Annotated in this window: 15 protein-coding genes and 2 pseudogenes; 12 read left to right on the forward strand and 5 right to left on the reverse strand. The window is 55.5% G+C overall.

Annotation, left to right across the window (positions count from 1 at the left end):
• Positions 1–230: 230 nt before the first annotated feature.
• The 11 genes and pseudogenes from GOW98_RS18895 to terL all read left to right on the forward strand — a co-directional run bounded on the left by GOW98_RS18895 (position 231) and on the right by terL (position 10740).
• Positions 231–1313, forward strand: coding sequence for an MHYT domain-containing protein (locus GOW98_RS18895; RefSeq protein WP_170334896.1), 1083 nt, complete (start codon positions 231–233; stop codon positions 1311–1313).
• Positions 1314–1451: 138 nt separating this feature from the next.
• Positions 1452–2285 (forward strand): FAD binding domain-containing protein, encoded by an 834-nt coding sequence (locus tag GOW98_RS18900; protein WP_170334898.1) that lies wholly within the window; start codon positions 1452–1454, stop codon positions 2283–2285.
• A 13-nt stretch (positions 2286–2298) separates the two neighbouring features.
• A complete protein-coding gene (locus tag GOW98_RS18905; protein WP_093963851.1) occupies positions 2299–2793 on the forward strand; it encodes a (2Fe-2S)-binding protein in 495 nt (164 codons plus the stop codon).
• A complete protein-coding gene (locus GOW98_RS18910) occupies positions 2790–5207 on the forward strand; it encodes an aerobic carbon-monoxide dehydrogenase large subunit (RefSeq protein ID WP_170334900.1) in 2418 nt (805 codons plus the stop codon). Before GOW98_RS18905 ends, GOW98_RS18910 begins: the two co-directional genes overlap by 4 nt.
• Before the next feature lie 53 nt (positions 5208–5260).
• Positions 5261–6127, forward strand: coding sequence for an AAA family ATPase (locus GOW98_RS18915; RefSeq protein WP_170334902.1), 867 nt, complete (start codon positions 5261–5263; stop codon positions 6125–6127).
• Positions 6127–7314 (forward strand): vWA domain-containing protein, encoded by a 1188-nt coding sequence (locus tag GOW98_RS18920; protein ID WP_170334904.1) that lies wholly within the window; start codon positions 6127–6129, stop codon positions 7312–7314. The genes GOW98_RS18915 and GOW98_RS18920 overlap by 1 nt, the downstream gene beginning before the upstream one ends.
• Positions 7315–7326: 12 nt before the next feature.
• On the forward strand, positions 7327–8139 hold the full coding sequence (locus GOW98_RS18925; RefSeq protein WP_170334906.1) for an XdhC family protein: 813 nt from the start codon (positions 7327–7329) through the stop codon (positions 8137–8139).
• A 106-nt stretch (positions 8140–8245) separates the two neighbouring features.
• Positions 8246–8698 carry a CoxG family protein gene (locus GOW98_RS18930; RefSeq protein WP_170334908.1) on the forward strand — a complete coding sequence of 151 codons (453 nt, stop codon included), beginning with the start codon at positions 8246–8248 and terminating at the stop codon, positions 8696–8698.
• A 228-nt stretch (positions 8699–8926) separates the two neighbouring features.
• Positions 8927–9307 (forward strand): annotated as a pseudogene (locus tag GOW98_RS18935) (IS6 family transposase); the annotation flags it as partial.
• A gap of 100 nt (positions 9308–9407) precedes the next feature.
• Positions 9408–10070 (forward strand): annotated as a pseudogene (locus GOW98_RS18940) (IS6 family transposase).
• 73 nt (positions 10071–10143) lie between these two features.
• Complete coding sequence (terL, locus tag GOW98_RS18945) at positions 10144–10740, forward strand: phage terminase large subunit (RefSeq protein ID WP_170334910.1); 597 nt, start codon at positions 10144–10146, stop codon at positions 10738–10740.
• A 295-nt stretch (positions 10741–11035) separates the two neighbouring features.
• Here terL and GOW98_RS18950 read toward each other — a convergent pair whose 3' ends face one another.
• The 5 genes from GOW98_RS18950 to GOW98_RS18970 all read right to left on the reverse strand — a co-directional run bounded on the left by GOW98_RS18950 (position 11036) and on the right by GOW98_RS18970 (position 17929).
• Positions 11036–12178, reverse strand: a complete 1143-nt coding sequence (locus GOW98_RS18950; RefSeq protein ID WP_254438070.1) for an adenylate/guanylate cyclase domain-containing protein — start codon at positions 12176–12178, stop codon at positions 11036–11038.
• A 434-nt stretch (positions 12179–12612) separates the two neighbouring features.
• Entirely contained in the window at positions 12613–14496 is a 1884-nt protein-coding gene (locus tag GOW98_RS18955; protein ID WP_170334914.1) for an amidohydrolase family protein, read from the reverse strand.
• Positions 14497–14565: 69 nt separating this feature from the next.
• Positions 14566–15744: a carbohydrate porin gene (locus GOW98_RS18960; RefSeq protein WP_170334915.1), complete on the reverse strand. Its 1179-nt coding sequence runs from the start codon at positions 15742–15744 to the stop codon at positions 14566–14568.
• Positions 15741–16445, reverse strand: coding sequence for a DUF3299 domain-containing protein (locus GOW98_RS18965; protein ID WP_254438071.1), 705 nt, complete (start codon positions 16443–16445; stop codon positions 15741–15743). The genes GOW98_RS18960 and GOW98_RS18965 overlap by 4 nt, the downstream gene beginning before the upstream one ends.
• Positions 16446–16531: 86 nt before the next feature.
• Entirely contained in the window at positions 16532–17929 is a 1398-nt protein-coding gene (locus tag GOW98_RS18970; protein ID WP_170334919.1) for an amidohydrolase family protein, read from the reverse strand.
• 141 nt (positions 17930–18070) lie between these two features.
• On the opposite strand from GOW98_RS18970, the gene GOW98_RS18975 reads away from it, so the two are divergent.
• Positions 18071–19072 carry an AraC family transcriptional regulator gene (locus GOW98_RS18975; RefSeq protein WP_217359642.1) on the forward strand — a complete coding sequence of 334 codons (1002 nt, stop codon included), beginning with the start codon at positions 18071–18073 and terminating at the stop codon, positions 19070–19072.
• Positions 19073–19272 lie beyond the last annotated feature (200 nt).

Genomic DNA, 19272 nt, shown 5'->3' on the forward strand with positions numbered 1-19272 from the left:
GTTTACTAAGAGCGATCCCTCTCTAGCCAGGACACCCTTGTGCAGACGCGTTCCGCCGCTGCTGCCGAATGGCGCGAACTCGGTGCCGGACACAGGACGGCTTTGCTAGCCTCGCTGAGACAGCTTTGAATTCCTCAGAGCGTGATGCTGCAGTCCGGTCAGAGTAGATTGTGCCGGGAATTTCAGTTTGCTAACGTCAGACACGCGCTGGGGAGGGCGTATACACCTATATGCTGGACTATTCGCACAACGCCTGGCTTGTGGCGGCCTCTTTGGCGGTGGCGCTGATGGCCGGATTCACCGGCCTTTATCTGACGCATGGCGCGTCCCGCCTGGATAGCCAACGCCGCAAGTTTGTCGTTGCTCTGGCTGCGGTCATTCTGGGTGGCGGTATCTGGTCGATGCATTTCGTTGCCATGCTGGGCCTGCAGCTGCCGATACTGTTTTACTACGACGCCCTGATCACTCTGATCTCTGCGCTTGTAGCGATCCTGATGGTTGGGCTGGCGCTGCTGTTGCTGCATTTCCGTCCGCGTACGCCTCAGACGATGATCGGATCGGGGGTGATCGTTGGGCTGGGTATCGTGGTGATGCATTACATTGGCATGGCCGGAATGCAGTTATGCCGCCCCGTGTACAGTGTTTTGGACGTGGCTCTGGCGACTTTGGCGTCGGTGATCCTGTCGGTCGCGGCCATTTGGGTTGCTTACGGTAACCGTACGCAACGCAATATTCTATTGGGCACAGTTTGCTTTGGGTTGGCCGTGTTTACTATGCACTTTGTGGCTACCGGTCTGACCGACTTTGTGGCAATCGACACCGCCGGCGGCGCGGGGCCCGCGCTGGACAATCAGGTTTTGGCGATGGGAGTCACAGTCTCTGTTTTCTTGATCTGCGGAGCTTTTCTGCTGACCGGGATCTCGTTCATCGAACCGAAGGAAAAGCTGGTACCCGAAAACACGCTGGAACCCACAACCCTGCGCGCCGGAGTTCCGTTCGAGCGTGAAGGCCAGACATATTTCACGGAACCCGCCAGCATTGCCGCCATCCGGGCCGAGGGGCATTATACTGTTCTCTATATGGGTGCTGAAAAACTATTCTGTCCATGGTCGATCACCGAGGCTGAAAACCGCCTGAAACCGGACGGTTTTTTGCGCGCCCATCGCAGCTATCTGGTGAATCCCAAACACGTCTCTAGCTTTGAACGTCACAAGGACAACGGTACCTGTTATTTTGACGGTGTCGACGCGTTGGCCAAAGTGCCAGTCAGCCGGTCCCGACTGACGGATATTCGCGAGGCTTTAGGCCTCTGATCGCAGTTCGTGCAGCCTATTCGCATTTCGTGAATCAAGCCGCGCGACCTGTTCCCGATCGCTGGAAGCCTTAAGTCACACATTCTTTCCTTACCTCAGGTCCCCCAAGGCATAACGCTCGGACCCAGGGAGGAAAAAATGATACCAGCCGGTTTTGAGTATCACCGGCCAGGCGATATCGCCTCGGCCATCGGCATTCTGCAAGAACATGGAGACGAGGCGCGCGTGATCGCAGGTGGGCACAGTCTGATCCCGATGATGAAGCTGCGTATGGCTGAGATGGGCCATCTGGTTGACTTGCAGGCGATAGACGAACTGAAGGGCGTCGAGATCGGGACTGACACAGTGTCCTTGGGTGCGATGGTCACTCAACACGAACTTATCACGCATGACGGTTTGGCCACCACTATTCCGTTGATCCGCGAAGCTGCTTTGCAGATCGCTGATCCGCAGGTGCGCTATGTGGGTACAGTCGGTGGCAATGTTGCCAATGGCGATCCGGGCAACGATATGCCGGGGCTGATGCAATGCCTGAATGCGACGTTTGAGTTGTCCGGTCCCGATGGTAATCGCAACGTTGCGGCGCGTGATTTCTATGAGGCCGCTTACTTCACCGCCCGCGAAGATGAGGAAATCCTGACGCGTATCTCGATTCCGGTCCCCGGATCTGGCGTAGGGCAGGCTTACGAAAAGCAAAAACGTAAGATAGGCGACTACGCGACCGCTGCCGCTGCAGTGATGGTTGGAAATGGCATGGCGTCAGTTGCGATGACCAATCTGGCCGACACACCCGTCTGGTCCGAAAGTGCGAGTAGTGCTTTGGCGGGTGGTGATGTCGAAGGCTGCGTGTCGGCAATGCTCGACGCGATCGACCCAGTGGCTGACAACCGCGGCCCCGTCGAATTCAAAAAACACGTGGCCGCCGTGATGCTGCGCCGCGCCATCGAACGTGCGCAAAGCCGCGCGGGCTGAGGGAGGAACACTCATGTCGAAGATGCACGTAAAACTCACCGTGAACGGCAAGCAGGTCGAAGGTCTGGCCGAGCCGCGCACGCTGTTGATCCACTTCCTGCGGGAAGATCTTAAAATTACCGGTCCTCATATTGGGTGCGAGACCAGCCATTGTGGCGCCTGCACCGTGGATATCGACGGTAAATCTGTCAAATCCTGCACAACTTTCGTAGCGCAAGTAAACGGTGCTGATATCACCACCGTCGAGGGGTTGACCAATGACGATGGCAGTCTCGGTGTGTTGCAAGAAATGTTCCGCGAGCATCACGGGCTGCAATGCGGCTTCTGCACGCCGGGCATGATCACCCGCGCGCATCGCCTGCTGCAGGAAAACCCGAACCCGACCGAGGAAGAAATCCGCTTTGGCATGGCCGGCAACCTGTGCCGCTGTACTGGGTATCAGAACATCGTCAAGGCGATCTCGGCCTCGGCTGACATGCTGAACGCTCAGAAGGAGGCCGCGGAATGAACGATCAAACCATGACCCCCGAAGAACGCGCCGCCAATCTCAAAGGGATGGGAAGCTCGCGCAAACGCGTCGAGGATGTACGCTTTACCCAAGGCAAGGGCAACTATGTCGACGACATCAAGCTGGACGGGATGCTGTTCGGTGCCTTTGTCCGCTCGCCCTATGCCCATGCCCGCGTTGTCAGTGTAAACAAGGATGCCGCGTTGGCTGTGCCCGGCGTTGTTGCTGTGTTGACAGCCGAGGATCTGGCTCCGCTGGGTTTGCATTGGATGCCGACGCTGGCCGGTGACAAGCAAATGGTGCTGGCTGATGGCAAGGTTCTGTTTCAGGGCCAGGAAGTCGCTTATGTCGTCGCCGAAAATCGATACATCGCAGCGGATGCGGCTGAGATGGTCGAGGTTGAGTACGAGGAACTGCCCGTCCTGACCGACCCGTTCGAAGCGCTGAAATCGGACGTTGTCCTGCGTGAAGACCTTGCGGGTCAGACCGAGGGCGCACACGGGCCGCGCAAGCATCACAACCACATCTTCACGTGGGAACAGGGCGACAAGGATGCAACCGAGGCCGTTCTGGGTGAGGCCGATGTCGTGGCAGAAGAAATGGTCTATTACCATCGGACCCACCCGTGTCCGCTGGAGACCTGTGGCTGTGTGGCTTCGATGGATAAGGTGACCGGTAAGCTTACGCTTTATGGTACATTCCAGGCCCCGCACGCGATCCGAACCGTTGTGTCGCTGATCTCTGGTCTCGCCGAGCACAATATCCGGGTGATCAGCCCTGATATCGGTGGCGGCTTCGGTAACAAAGTTGGTGCTTATGCGGGCTATGTTTGCTCGGTTGTAGCCTCTATTGTCACCGGCCAACCGGTGAAATGGGTCGAGAACCGGATGGAAAACCTTATGTCCACCGCCTTTGCCCGGGACTACTGGATGCAGGGCAAGATCGCTGCGACCAAGGATGGCAAGATCACTGGTCTCTGGTGCCATACCACAGCAGATCATGGTGGATTTGACGCGTGTGCCGACCCGACGAAGTTCCCGGCCGGGTTCATGAACATCTGCACCGGGTCGTATGACATCCCCACCGCTTATCTGGCTGTGGATGGGGTTTACACCAACAAGGCACCGGGCGGTGTCGCCTATCGGTGCTCGTTCAGGGTGACCGAGGCTGCGTATTTCATCGAGCGGATGATCGAGGTTCTGGCCATCAAGCTGAACATGGACGCGGCCGAGCTACGCCGGATCAACTTTATCCGCAAGGATCAGTTCCCATATCAGTCTGCGCTGGGATGGGAATATGACTCGGGCGACTATCACACTGCGTGGGATAAGGCGTTGAAGGCCGTGGACTATGACGGTCTGCGGGGAGAGCAGGCGCAGCGGATCGAGGACTTCAAAGCCGGAAAGACCCGTAAACTGCTGGGAATCGGCCTGACGCATTTCACCGAAATCGTCGGGGCTGGGCCGGTCAAGAACTGCGATATCCTAGGGTTGGGAATGTTCGACTCGTGCGAAATCCGGATTCATCCAACCGGTTCCGCCATCGCACGGCTGGGGACGATCAGCCAAGGTCAGGGCCATGCTACGACTTTTGCCCAGATCATTGCTAGCGAGATCGGCCTGCCTGCCGATGACATCACGCTGGAAGAAGGCGACACTGATACCGCGCCTTATGGGCTTGGCACCTACGGGTCTCGGTCGACACCCGTTGCCGGCGCGGCAACGGCGATGGCTGCACGCAAAATCCGCGCCAAGGCGCAGATGATCGCAGCTTACTTGCTTGAAGTCCACGACGACGACGTCGAATGGGACGTTGATCGGTTCTCAGTTAAAGGCGCGCCCGAGCGGTTCAAGACCATGAAGGAAATCGCCTATGCCGCCTATAATCAGGCGATCCCGGGGCTGGAACCCGGTCTGGAGGCGGTCAGCTACTATGACCCGCCGAACATGACCTATCCGTTCGGGGCCTATATCTGTGTCATGGAGATCGACGTGGATACCGGCGAATGGGACGTCCGGCAGTTCTATGCGCTGGACGACTGCGGTACCCGGATCAACCCGATGATCATCGAAGGGCAGGTCCATGGCGGCGTGACCGAGGCGCTGGCCATCGCGATGGGTCAGGAAATCGCCTATGATGAGATGGGCAACGTGAAGACTGGCACTCTGATGGACTTTTTCCTGCCCACGGCATGGGAGACGCCCAACTACACCACTGATCACACGGTGACGCCATCTCCGCATCACCCGATCGGTGCCAAGGGCGTGGGCGAGAGCCCGAATGTCGGCGGCGTGCCTGCGTTCTCGAACGCAGTGCATGATGCATTCCGCCCATTTGGCGTTGTTCAGAGCCATATGCCGCACGACCACTGGCGCATCTGGAAGATCGCCAACGGTCTGGGAATGCACGGCTAACAGGAAAAGCCGCCGCGCTTAAATACGGCGCGGCGGCAATCCAGGAGAATTGCATGAGCTTGCAGGACATACAGCAAGGCCTCGCCGAGGTGGGCTATGTTGCCGACGACCGATTGGCGATGGCGCTTCATCTGGCACAGATTCTTGGGCGTCCGCTGCTGTTGGAAGGGCCAGCAGGGGTCGGAAAAACCGAGGTCGCAAAGGCGTTGGCGGCACAGCGCGCGGCGCGGTTGATCCGGTTGCAATGCTACGAAGGGCTGGATGCCAGCCACGCGATATATGAATGGAATTACCAGCGCCAGTTGCTGGCTATTCGTGCAAGCGAGGCACAGGGTGGCACCAGCGAGGCCCAGCTATTTACTGATGACTATCTGCTGAAGCGACCTTTACTGGAAGCAATCAGCGAAGAAGAACCGCCTGTTCTGCTGATTGATGAAATCGACAGGGCGGATGAGGAGTTTGAGGCCTATCTGCTCGAAATTTTGTCGGACTTTCAGATCACCATTCCCGAACTTGGAACCATCAAGGCGCGTTCGCGGCCCATCGTGATCCTGACGGCGAATGGGACGCGGGACCTTTCGGACGCGCTGCGGCGTCGGTGCCTGTACAGTTTCCTTGACTACCCATCGCGTGAAACGGAGATGGCGATCCTGAAAGCCCGCATGCCCGAAGTTGAAGGGCTGTTGGCGCGCCAGATTGTTGGCGTTGTGCAGGCGCTGCGCAAAGAAGACTTGGAGAAGACCCCTGGCATTGCCGAAATGTTGGACTGGGCAGCGGCCCTTTCGGGGCTGGGTGTAAACGACATGGCGCAGTCCAGCGAAGAGGTTCAGGCAACCCTTGTTTGTCTTCTAAAAACTGCAACCGACTATGACGCTGCCCCGCCCGAAGTGATGGATCGCCTGATCGGAAAGGTGGCGTGATGCAGGTCACCCGATTCCCCTCTCGCGCGTCTGGTTTGGCGGATCGCATGTCCGGCTTCATCGCACATCTGCGTATGAACGGAATGCGTGTGGGACCGGCTGAAACGGCGGATGCGTTGGCCGCGCTGGCGGCGGTTGAGGCGACGGATGTCAGACAGGCCCAGCAAGCGCTTTGCGTGTTGTTGGCAGGCGACGCTGACGATTGGCGGCGTTTCGATGATCTGTTTGAAGCCTATTGGTTCAACGCTGGCAAGCAACGCGCGGGAACCGCCCAAACGGCGCATGTGCGGGTTCAATCCGCAAAACCGATGATCTGGCAGCAAGAGAGCCAAGATGCTCAAGAAACCGAGACCGGTACGGATCAGGCCGCCGCACCTGATACCGGCGATGGGGAGGCCGTGGGGAGAGACGGGAAGCTGATTGCGACCCGTTCGGCCAACCTGTCGCGCCGGGATTTGCGCGAGTTGATGGATGAAGACGCGCTGCGGCAGGCCGAACAAGCCGCAACGGCCATCGCGCGCGCTATCCGCGATCGGCGCTCGCGTCGGCGCAAACAGGCGCTGCGAGGACCAGCTCTGGATATGCGCCGGATACAACGCGCCAGCCTCGCAAGAGGTGGAGAGCCCATGGATCTGTATCGCCGTGCTCGCCCACCGCGCCCGATGCGGATCGTAGCTTTGTGTGACGTAAGCGGTTCGATGACGGTCTATTCGCGGGTTTTTCTGGCATTCCTCAAAGGTCTGATTGGCAGTGGAACAGAGGCGGATGCCTATCTCTTTCACACCCGTCTGATGCGTGTGACTGATGCACTGCGCGATCATGACACGCTGCGCGCGGCTGGACGGTTATCACTCATGGCCGAAGGGTTTGGCGGTGGGACCGACATCTCGGGAAGCCTTGAGAGGTTTCTGAACGGATACGGTGCCCGCGCATTGAACGGGCGGACGATCGTATTGATCCTCTCGGACGGCTATTGCAGCGCGTCGCCTGAGGCCCTGGGAGATGCTCTTGCTCGGATTCGGCGCAAGGCGCGGCGGATTGTTTGGCTGAATCCTCTTAAAGGATGGAAAGACTATCAGCCAATTGCCGCCGCTATACAGGCTGCGGAGCCGTATCTGGATGCGCACCTACCGGCCAACACGCTCAACGCGCTGGCGGCATTAGAACCCGAATTCCGAAAACTGTGAAAGGACACGGCGATGGCAGGTTTCGACATTTTCGACACGATTGAGGAGTTGCGCCAAAAGGGCGAAGCCTTTTGCGTGGCAACGGTCCTTCGCACTGCCGACGCAACCTCGGCCAAGGCAGGTGGCAAGGCCGTGATCATGCGGGACGGGTGTATTTTGGGGCATCTGGGCGGAGCGTGTGTGCAGCGCGTCGTACGCGCGTCGGCGCAGGAGGCCCTTGCGTGTGGTGCTCCGAAAATGATCCGCGTGAAACCTTCGGACAAGGTAGTTTCGATGACAGACCCGGATGGTGTTGAGACCTTCAAAAGCGGTTGTCCTTCGGGCGGAACGGTCGATTTGCTGATCGAACCCTATCAGCACGCCCCGCGCCTGGTCATTTTCGGAGAGTCTCCGATTGCACACGCGCTTGCCGCGCACGCGGCGCTGACCGGGTTGCGTGTTTGCTTGCCTGAAGGTTCAGAATGCTCGGTGGAATTCATAGGTTTTGATCCGAAGGACCTAAGCACATTGGGGGTTGAACCACGCGATTTCGCGGTAGTTGCCTCACAGGGGAAGGACGATGGTGCAGTGCTGAAATCTGCGCTTGAATCACCAGCACGACGCGTTTCGATGGTCGCGAGCCACCGCAAGGCCAAGGTGTTGTGCGAGAGGTTGGAAGCTCAGGGAATGACCGCCGAGCAGACCAGTCGGCTCAAGTCACCGGCCGGTCTGGATATCCATGCAATCGACCCGCACGAAATCGCCCTGTCGATCCTCGCCGAGATCATCCTTTGGCGGAATTCAGACAATTCCGAGGAGACGTCGCATGATGAAAAAATGGCTTAAATGGTTGCAGTCCTTTCGGACTGTGAAGCCGGAACAAACCCCTGAAGAGGCGACCGAGACCGCACTTCGCGTTTTCCCAAGATGCTGTTGAGTAAAGGACTCTCAAATGGAACTAAATGACGAAATCCGAATCTCTGCTCCGCGTGACGTCGTGTACCGAGCGCTAAATGATCCGGATGTGTTGCGTGAGTGCATTCCCGGTTGCGAGGAATTGATCCAGCATTCTCCCGAGCACTTGGAGGCTAAAGTTGTGCTCAAAATCGGCCCCGTCAAGGCTCGGTTCAGCGGCGAAGTAACGTTGGATAACTCCAAAGCTCCGGATGAGTTTTCCCTGACTGGTGAAGGAAAAGGAGGCGCTGCGGGCTTTGCCAAAGGGGGTGCGGATGTCAATCTTAGCACGGAGGGCCAGGAAACAGTTTTATCCTATACTGCCAAGGTCACAATCGGCGGAAAAATAGCGCAATTGGGCAGCCGGTTGATTTCAGGGACTGCAAAAAAACTTTCAGCCAAGTTTTTCGACAGGTTTGGGGAAATCGTCGCCGAGCAACACGTCGGCTAGGGTCAGGACTTCGGTGCCGAGGCTTTCCAAGTCAAACGGTTTGGCGCAAAATTATTGATCCGTCGAAGCGGTGTTGTCAGGCCTGTACTTGTCTGCCCTGCTATGGGAGTCGATCATTGGTACTTTGAACCAAAGCGGAGCCGTTCCTCACAACTTGCAAATGATTGACAGGGTCCTGTCAGAAGAACTTGGGTTGAGGCGGGCAGGGTGCTCTCGTAGCCTTCGCGCATGATTAAACAATCGCCATTCAGGTACTTCAGGACTAGTCCAGAGGTCATTCTTTTGGCTGCAATGCTGTACGTTTGTTTCCCATTGTCCCTTCGAGACGTGGAAGACCTATTGCACGAACGGGGAATTGAGGTGAGCCACTAAACTGTCCGATATTGGTGGAACAGGTTTGGCCCGATGTTTGCTGCTGAGATAAGGCGGAAGCGTGTTCAGCAATTGTGCGCGTTCTCCAAATGGCAGGGGCACGGGGACGAGGTTATCGTGAAGGTGAATGGCAAGTTGCATTATCTGTGGCGCGCAGTAGATCATGAAGGCGAGGTGCTTGAAACCGTGGACATCAAACGTCGAAACAAGCCGGCGGCATTGAAATTCCTCAGGAGGCCTTGTCATAAGAACTTTGCTTGAGGCGGGCAGGATGCTCTCGTAGCCTTCAAGCAAGAATAAACGGTCGCCCTTCAAGTACTTCAAGACCAGTCCCGCGATTATTCGTTTGGCGGTGATGCTTTATGTTCGGTTCCCACTATCGCTTCGAAACGTGGAAGATCTGTTGCATGAGCGCGGCATTGAAGTGAGCCACGAGACAGTGCGGTATTGGTGGAACCGTTTCGGTCCGATGTTCGCGGCGGAGATCCGGAGAAAACGGGTCCAGCAGCTGCGGGCATACTCAAAATCGAAATGGCATGTCGACGAAGTCTTCGTAAAGGTAGACGGTCGGCGGCACTACCTGTGGCGCGCCGTTGATCACGAAGGCGAAGTGCTGGAAGCCAATGTCACCAAACGTCAAAACAAGCAGGCGGCATTGAAATTCCTCAAGAAATTGATGCGACGACACGGTGCTGCGGATGAAGTTGCCACCGATCGCTTCGCGTTATACCCAGCCGCGCTCAGAGAACTCGGTGTGACGGAAAAGCAAAAGACGGGCAGGTGGCTCAATAACCGGATTGAGAACTCACACCTCGCGTTTCGACGACGAGAACGCGCAATGAGGCGTTTCAGGCGGATGCGAATTTTATAGAAGTTCGCCGCCGTCCATTCCTTTATCTACAACCACTTCAACCAGGAAAGATCTCTCACTAGCCGAGACACCTTCAAGCTGACACGCACCGCTGCTCTCGCCGAGTGGCGCAAGCTTGGTGCGGCATAAAGGGCAGCGATATTGGCCTTGCTGAGGCTAGTTCGAATTTGTCTGACAGCACCATCTTTTGTGTCCGTCGCGCATGGATCAGCAAACGTTGGATACGAAGCGTCTCGAAATGGGCGCGGCCGTGTTCAATTGCCAGTATCAGCAGAACCCAATTGCGCCGGATGGATCACCCTTGCGCTGGGAGTGGTTCGGTACTTACGAAACCATCGATGATCGTCGCTGGTTCCAACTGGTTGTTCAAAGCTGGGATACGGGCATGTCTACGGATCCCCGGTCCGACTTCTCTGCCTGTACGACTTGGGGCTTCCGCGAAAACGCGTGGTTCCTTCTTGACGTCTGGCGAGGGCAGGTGGACTACACGGCCCTGAAGTCCAAGGCATTGAATCTTGTCAACCGCTGGGATCCCGACCGCGTTCTCATCGAAGATGCGGCAAGCGGAAAACCACTCTTTGACGAGTTGTTCTTTGACGATCGCCGACGGTTCGAACGCATTAAACCTGACAAGGATAAGGAAACCCGGTTCCAGTCAGCCTGCAGTCCGGTCGAAGAGGGCAAGGTGTACCTACCAACCGAGGCTCCCTGGCTGGCGGCATTCAAACGCGAGCTGCAGTTCTTTCCGCGCGGGTGTAACGACGATCAGGTCGGCAGCTTCTCTCAGTTCCTGAACTAGACCAAAGGGCTGGGATTCTACCGGGCACTGGGTCGCGATCACCAGATCAATATCGAACGCCGGGAGCGCAATCGCGAGCGGATCAGACGGCGATAAAACAGAAAACAAAGTTCGAGGCCGATAGTCGGCCTTGAATTGCCCAGTGAAGCCTTGGTCATTGGGCCCGAAGGGCGGACAGAGGAACTTCGGGCACTCGGCATGAAGGTCTGCTTTGCGGACAAACCTGCCTTTTAACACTTGGCGCCAAAAATCCGGTTCCTGCTTTTGCGGTGCAGAAAGAAAATGCAACACTGAATCAAAGCTCTCCTTCGACGAGAGAAAACAATTCGATTGGACGGACAAGGCCACGAACTTCGTTAAACCCACAAGAGGAAAACATATCAGGGGAGGCATCAGCAATCGCTGATGTGGCCAGTACTCTACGGCCAATAGATTTGGTTAAACCCTCAATTCGACTGGCCACGTTCACTGCGCCCCCGAGAACTGTAAAATCAAGCCTTCCTGGGCTGCCGATGTTGCCATAGCTGACTTGCCCAACATTGATCCCGATTCCAACATCCAAAGACGGCTTTTTAGCCTCGGCGCGGCGACGGTTGAGCATCGTCAAACCGGTCAATACACTTTGTGCGGCTTGCGCTGCCTTTCGGCATCGTTCGGCGTGATCAGCCTGAGTTGCGATGGTGAAGATCGAAAGAATTCCATCACCCATAAACTTGAGAACATCGCCACCGTTATCCTCCACAGACTGAACAACCAAATCAAAGTAACCACTCAGCGCGTCAAAAACATCTTCCGCGGGTGCGACTTCTGAAAGCGCCGTGAAACCTCGTAAATCAGAAAACATGACGACCGCATCAACTGTCGTTCGTTCACCTCGCTTGATCCGCCCGTTCCACACGGCATCGGAGGGCCCATCGCCAAGATATGTTCGTAATAGACCCTTGGCGGACTTGCGCATCGTAACAGGTTCCAAAGCGCAAGACAGAGCAGGCAGTGCGGCCTCAATCAATTCCAGATGTCGTGGTGAAAAGCCTTCTCGTTCTTGCGTGACAAACGTGCAGCCGTGCAGAGATTCATCGCCATAATACATCAGAGTCGCATAGTAATCTGTGCCACCTAACCCAGCGAATTCAAGGTACGATGAATGCTCAGTCTTTGGATTCAGTTGTCGCAGACTTTTGTGAAGAGGCTTTCTGTGCTTCAGAATGTACTCAAATGAGCTGCCAACATACCCTTCTGTCAACATCGTTTCATGAGTTACGTCGTAGCTGTCGGTACCATCAGGTGTCCAAACGACCCCCCATGCAATGAGTAGCGGATTGGCGAAGCGCTGACCGATATTGACCCGCCATAGCGGCACACCCTCGTCAATTAAGGAGGAGCAGAAATGAGAAACTACTTTCACGGGGTCGCCTGAGCGGCGTCCTTCGGTAATCATCCAGTCGGTTAGTTGTGCTACTGAGACCATGTTCTCAAACTAATCGCTTGGACAAGATGATCAAAGAACCTTGGCTCCATTCTGAGCTGTATTATTCCAACTTATTTCTCAACGCGCCTACCCGCCGTTCGCCGCAGCCACAAAATTCGGGATGATTCGAGCTTACCGATCGCGGACTTTACAGCAATTGGAGTTTCAGCCTTCGCTGACGCCGTATGAACTTGCAGTTGAGGCAAGCCCTTCGTTGCAATGCAGCGTATTCACCGAAGTAGTTGTTCGACGACGTCGAAATTGCGCGCAGCAAGACCATGCTTTTGCCACAACCTGTTCCGATAAAGCATACGCGGACCAAGCTGGCGAAGGTTCACTGGTTGCGGATGACCGGTTTCAGCCTAAAACAAAGCTTCGTTTCTCGATGCCCTAGCCTCTGCGAGTCAGTTTGCTCTGCGTTGTTCCGACTGACTAGGTCTAGACCTGCCCGTTTTGGACATCATGGCCCTCGCATAGTCGCGTTTTGCTGTCGCAGGGTCTTCGAAGCGAGCATGCACGACGCAAAAGAACAGGGCACCGTCATCTAGACCGTTGCGAGGCGTAAACCAATCTATGGGGTCGGTCGGCTCTACCGATGCAGTCTGATTGGTTGGTGGAGCGGTAGGTGCGACTTTGGCTTCACTATTTGTGATGTCATCGAGCAGTGTTGGACGGGCAGTGCCAGTATCCGGCGTGAGAATACCCATGATCTGCTCGCGACCAGCCGGAACGAAACGCCCTTGTTCTTCGACCGGAAACCGGATCGGCTGTCCCGCATAAACATCGCGCTGCACTTCACTGTTTTTTACAACGATGGTTCCGTTAACGAGCACATACGGAATGCTTTCTGACGGAAGACCTTGCTGACCGAGAGTATAGTTCGCCTTTTCGGTCACAGTCTCCGGATCAAAAATAGTGATGTCCGCGACCATGCCTTCTTGCATACGCCCACGCACCTGCATTGCTCGCAACCCTGTGTCACCTAATCGCTTCGCATGGATGTAACTTAGCTGAGTGAGTGTGAGCATAAGCGGCACATTTGCTTCGCGAGCCAGTCGTAAGACAAGCGCGTGGCTGCCTGCTGACCGAGGGTGCCCAGCATAGTCTTCGTAAGGGACATCCCAACTCATCAAGTTGCCCTCGATGTCTAGCCCGGCCATACCGTCGCCCGAGATGCCATAGCCTGCAATGGTGATCCAATCATTCAGCCATTGCTCCCTTGGCGGGCTGAAAACAATTGCCGTCCATGCCGGTTCATTCTCAGCGAAGTTCAAAAACTCTTCTTTTGTCACGAAGCGATCGAGCTGGGGATCAAAGATGGTGTCTTCGTATTTGTACCCCATCGAACCTTCCCAGTTTTCGGGGGCGATGATCGAGGCTCCGTAGTTTCCCGATCCGGCAGTCCAAGGATAGTAGCTGGACCAGACGTTGTAGCCTTGGTCGCGGGCCATCTGGAGCTTTTCCTGATTTTCCCACCAGCCATAGTCATTGTCATGGTGTATGTGGAGCGGGGCACCAAGCACCATCGCATTGACCAAGATTTCATTCACACCCGTCTGTGTTTCTGTCGGTGTCGAAGCACTGGGATGAAATCGGTGATGGACAGAGGTCAATCTACCGTAACGCGCCGCAGCCCGTTGCGCTTCGAACATCTCGTAGGTCGTAATACCCTCTCGGGCATACCCGATGGTCGATCCCACGCCGAGTGCACCAAGACGTAGCCCCTCATCAGTTTGGGCAGTGATTTCGTTCATCTGCTCACGGTTGCTTGGAACCGAAGACCATCCTTCAACACCGTCCTCCACGGATTGTGCCCTCAATGCGAAAAAGTTCCGGAAGTCTATGTCCCCACCTTCAAGCACGAGGCCGTCATGAACCCGCATCCGTGCGAATTCTTGTCCAACGACCGTACCATAGTTTGCCTGTGTCACGCCTTCTCGCGCACTGTACCAGTCGTCGATATTCGCGGCCCCAACCTCAAAATCCATTTGCGTTGTAACGCCATCGCGAAGGTTTACTTTGATGCCCCAAGGGTCCAGCCCGTGTTGCTCAAGATCGATAAAGCCGGGCGCCACAACGCGTCCTGTCGCGTCGATGGACTCACTACCGCTAATGTCTTCGTCAGTAATCGCAGTGATCCAACCGTTGCTTATTCCCACGTTTGCGATCTGATCGAACCCGGTTTCCGGATCCATCACCCGACCATTGAGAATGACAATGTCGTACGTTTGCGCGACACACAAAGTCGAACACACAGACAACATGCCTGCAAGAAACAAGGTGCGCATGGATAGATCCTCCCTTTGATGGACAAAACTGAATGTTTCGTTATTTTTGGCGTCTACCTTCGAACCACCTCAGAAAACGATCCGGGTCCTTAGGCCGAACAGCGTAATGCTATCCTGCGTGGGGTTCAGCAGCGGGTCAGAAATGAACTGGACCGATGGCGTGATCTGCAGTCCGGGTGAAATTGAAAAACGGTAGAATGCTTCTAGAGTGAACTGATCGCCATCTATGCCTCTTGCCTCGGCCCAGTTCAGGCCCAGACCGGCCAGATCGGTATTGCGGCCATAGTACCCCAGACCCGCAGAAACCGACCGATCATACAGAGCTGCAGTCCCCTTCGAAGCTCCAGCCCGAAAGAACGGCATCCACTTATTGTCAACAAACCACGCGGCTGAAAACGCGGCGCCGTAGTCTTCCGGACGGCTACCATCGTCAGCCGCATCCGCATGCCAGAGGGTCAGATGGATATTGTCGAAGTAGATGCGATCAAAGCCGGAGGTGTACCCAAGTTCGAGTGATTTGAAGAGATTACCGTCGCTAAACACATCAAAGTTTGGATCAGACGGGTCGGCGTTTGCGTCTGAGAGGCTCGCAACAGCGTAAAAGTTTTCGCTCAGCTTTATCCCACCGGCAATGCCAAGGCCTTGGTTAGGCGTATTAATTGTCGGGTTGGTATTAAAAAACAGGTTTTGGAAACCACTGTAGGGGCTTACCAATCCATAGATATCCACAAAGTCTGTTACATCAATCTGGCCGACTTGCAGTGTCCACGAACCGTTCTCGGCCCTTTGGGTCCAGAACAAGTTGGTCAATAGCAAACCATTATCGTTGAAGGCTGTTCCCGTGATCGAAAGCGCTCCGCCATCCAGCCCAAGGAACTGCGGGGCCACATCAGTATAGCTGTGCCGGTCTTCGATCTTGAATGTCACGGAGCCCCGTTCAGTCGCCTGCCAATTCCCGTAGAAACGCGCAATTCCGCTGGCTGCTTCGCCGGTTCCCAGATCAGCATTCGTGGTTTGGCCCAGTGCCAGGTAGTCAATATTGAACCGAAACCCACCCTCAGCCAGTTGGTCTTTCCACTGAAACCAACCCGGTGCGACATTGCGTGGAAAATCGGAACGATATTGCGGATCAGTTAGACCATCTCCGGGCTCTAGATCCGCTTCGACAGAAGAAGGCCCAGACAGACCTTGAGCCGACGCTGCGCCAGCGAAGGCAATGCTCAATGCGGCAAACAGAAGTCTTATCATTCGGACGCCTTTGCCCCGCCGGTCTTGCGATTTCCCGCCGCCCGGATGCGATCGGCGGCACTCAGCTTCCATTCCAGCCTGTTTGCCTCGGTTTCCAGAGTTTCGACACGTTCCGTCTCGAGCTGGAAAGTCGCATTCATAGGCATGAGGCCGTCCACAACCATCATGTTCTGAACAGTAGGATCGATGGTCAGCATGCCCGTCAGCCGAACGGGTTCATGGAAATAGCTGGGCGCCCAGTCCCCGTTCAACCGCACACGGATCATCTGGTTGGGTGGAGGAGGAGGCATGTGGCTGCACATCCCGCGTTCTGGCACTAGATATGCCACCGATCGCCCGTCCGGATCACTCGGAGCAGGAATGGCAAAGCCCGCCAGTGTGATTGTTTGACCATCGACTTGTGGATTTCCGTTCGTCCCAGCCTTTCTTCGACGTTCCATGACAACCTCGCGCTGATCGAGCAGCCAGTCGACATCAATTCCATCAGCTGCCAAGACATCCTCAGTCTCGGTCAAAAGCGCTTGCCATTTCTGCCTCTCTTCTCCGCTGACACTGTCATGCTGCAGCCTGCCGCGCAGCCGCACAACGTAAAGGACATCGTCGAATTCTTCGGGCCTGAGATCACGGTAGGGGTCTTCAAAGACCTGCGCGGATGGGTCCGGTAGGTCTGCCCAGTCCAACTCGGTATCGGGCGTCGCCATGGCAGATTGTCCACACCAAACCAACCCTGCGAATACTACGGAGCGAAACAAATGGTGCATAAATGCTCTCCGGCTCTTTATACGGGTCAATCCAGTGTGTTTTTGTAGATGACGCCGTCCTTCATGATCAGGCGGATCGTATCTGGACTTTCAGGCCTCGGGTCGGCGCCGAACCACTGATCACCCGTACCAACCACCGAGAAGTCTTCAAGTGGGTTACCGTCGATTAGTAGGATATCCGCATAGGCTCCTTCCTCGATAACGCCCAGTTTTCCAGCGGTGTACGGGTTCCTAAAGTCACCTGACAAAGCGACTACCTCGCCACCCGTCGATGTCAGCGTGACCATCGACGTGTAAGGTCCAAAGAATTCATTGTTCAGGTGTTTCTCGTAGGCAATCTGGATATTGCAAGCCTCGACCGAACCAACGCAGTCGGTCTGGAACCCCCGCTTCACCGGGCATTCCTTCATATTGTCGATGTAGCCCGCAAATGTGGCCGAAGCGGACTTTGCTTTAGCAAGGCTCGACGGGACGTTTGCCACTGCAGGAATATCGAGCAACCCGGGATCGAAGGCCGTCAGGTTGGTCGTAATGTACGCCCCTTTTTCGTTCATGACCTGAGCAATTTCACAGTCAAACGAGAAGCCATGTTCGATCGACATCACACCCGCGTCGAGCGCACCCAGGATAGCTTCCTTGCGATAGGAATGCGCCATGACGTAGCTGCCATACTCATTAGCCACTTGCACGGCGGCTCGGATTTCCTCGGGCGATCCAGCCAGCAATTGCCATGGGTCGAAGGCCGAAACGACACCCCCGGATTGCATGAATTTCAACTGTGTCGCACCCATGCGGAAATTGTTGCGTGCAAACCTGTAAACGTCGTCCACTCCGCTAACTTCCTGCGCCATGTTCAGACGGCTCATGTTGGTCTCTGAACCCGGCGGAGCAGTGAAATTCGCGAAGTCGGCGTGACCACCTCGCGTTCCGATAAACGCACCAGATGGAAAGTAACGCGGGCCGTCAATTTGACCCGAGTCAATTGCCCGACGCAACCCGCCATTGGCTCCACCCGCATCCCTGACTGTGGTGAAGCCCTGCATCAAATACATCTCGGCCATCCGGGCACCGTGTATTGCAAAATCCTCCCAAGTTGTGTTGGCCTCCATCGCGGGCAAGGTAGGCCCCATCAACATAAGGTGCGCGTGCAGTTCAATAAATCCGGGAGTCAGTGTCCGTCCCGCTCCGTCAATGACTGCAGCATCGGGGGCGTCGATCGCATCGGTTGATACGGTCTTAATCAGGTTGCCCTCGACCAAAACGCTGGCATTCTCGATACGCTGTTCATTCACGCCATCGAAGATATGCACGTTAGTAAACAGCGTTTGGGGTTCTTCTTGATCCTGAGCCTGCGCGGACGCTGAAAAAGAAAGACCCGCAGCGAAAATTACCGTCGAGCAAAGCGACATTCGTAGACCGGACATAAGTACTCCCTTCATATTCATGTTTCACCAAATGTAGTTCGGAAAGTTTTGCCTCGGTTGCCACTTTTGAATTAGGATGTTCGAATGTGATGGTAAAAATGGCCACTGATTACAGCATTTGATCCTGAAAGGGTAACGAGATTGCCGTTCAACTCTACCTCTCAAGAGCATAGCGAAGGCTTCATTCGCCTCGCGTTGGCGGCTCCTTTTCTGCAGTATCTCACCGACCGTGGGATCAACCCGCAACCGGCTTTGGATCAGGTCGGCTTGAAGTCCGAACTGTTGTCTTACCCTTCCGTCTGTGTCCACTCAGAGCTGGTCTACGGTCTGCTAAATGCCTTCTCAGACTTGTCAGGCGACCGATACCTTGGCCTGAATGTAGGCGAGACTTTTGACCTGCAGGAATGGCCTCCGTTCGCTCAGGCCCTGCAATCAACAAACTCGCTGTTCGAGTTTTTTACCCGCTTTGTTGGGCTTGTACCGCAGGAGTCCAATTCCGTGCGGCACAGCCTAGTCATTGAAGCAGACAAAGCGACCTATCGTATCGAGAGACAACAGGAACCCGCTGTCCCACCCATTCAAGTGACTGGTTTTGGCGCCGCAATTTATGTACGCCTCTTGCAGACCGTCGTCGGAGATGCCTGGGAGGCTTCCCGTGTGCGTTGGGAAAGCCGATATATTACTGGTCTGCCTGTCGACTACAAGGGGATCGAAGTCGGCCTTGGGACCGACCCCGGAATGCAAATTAGTTTTCCGGTGGAATGGTTGTTTTTGAACCATGCCTCTGAGGGCTCTGCCAAACCCTTTGCCTCGGCTCGACAGACTGAAGAAGTCACCGTGGTGGCCGCTTTACGATCCGTCTTACGCGACAAGCTGGATGAAACCGAACTGGGGCCAGAGGTGGTGGCCGGATTGCTGGGTATACAGCCGGAACGGTTTCTGAAAGCGCTTCAACAACAAGGCACGACGCTGCCCCGCGAGATCAAACGGTTACGTATCGATGTCGCCAAAGAACACCTCAAAGAAGACCAGACGACAATTGCGGAGATTGGTCTGATGCTCGGCTATTCTGACAAGTCCCATTTCACTCGCTTTTTCCGAGGTCAAACCGGAATGACACCGACTAAGTTCCGAAGCAAGTAAAGGTGGTCAAGCCAAAGGAGTGCCTAGAAGATGAGGCATTCATGGGATCAATCTGGAGAAGCCGTAGTGCGATGTTAAACAGAATTGTCAACGAATTAAGTGGGTTGGATGCCGCCGCCGATACTGCCTCTGCAACTGGATGTTTGGTTATGTATTACAGATCTTTCCAAGCTTGGTTGTGAAAGTCAGTCTTGGACACG

Source organism: Ruegeria arenilitoris (assembly GCF_013032445.1).
In the GTDB taxonomy this organism is placed as follows: Bacteria; Pseudomonadota; Alphaproteobacteria; order Rhodobacterales; family Rhodobacteraceae; genus Ruegeria; species Ruegeria arenilitoris_F.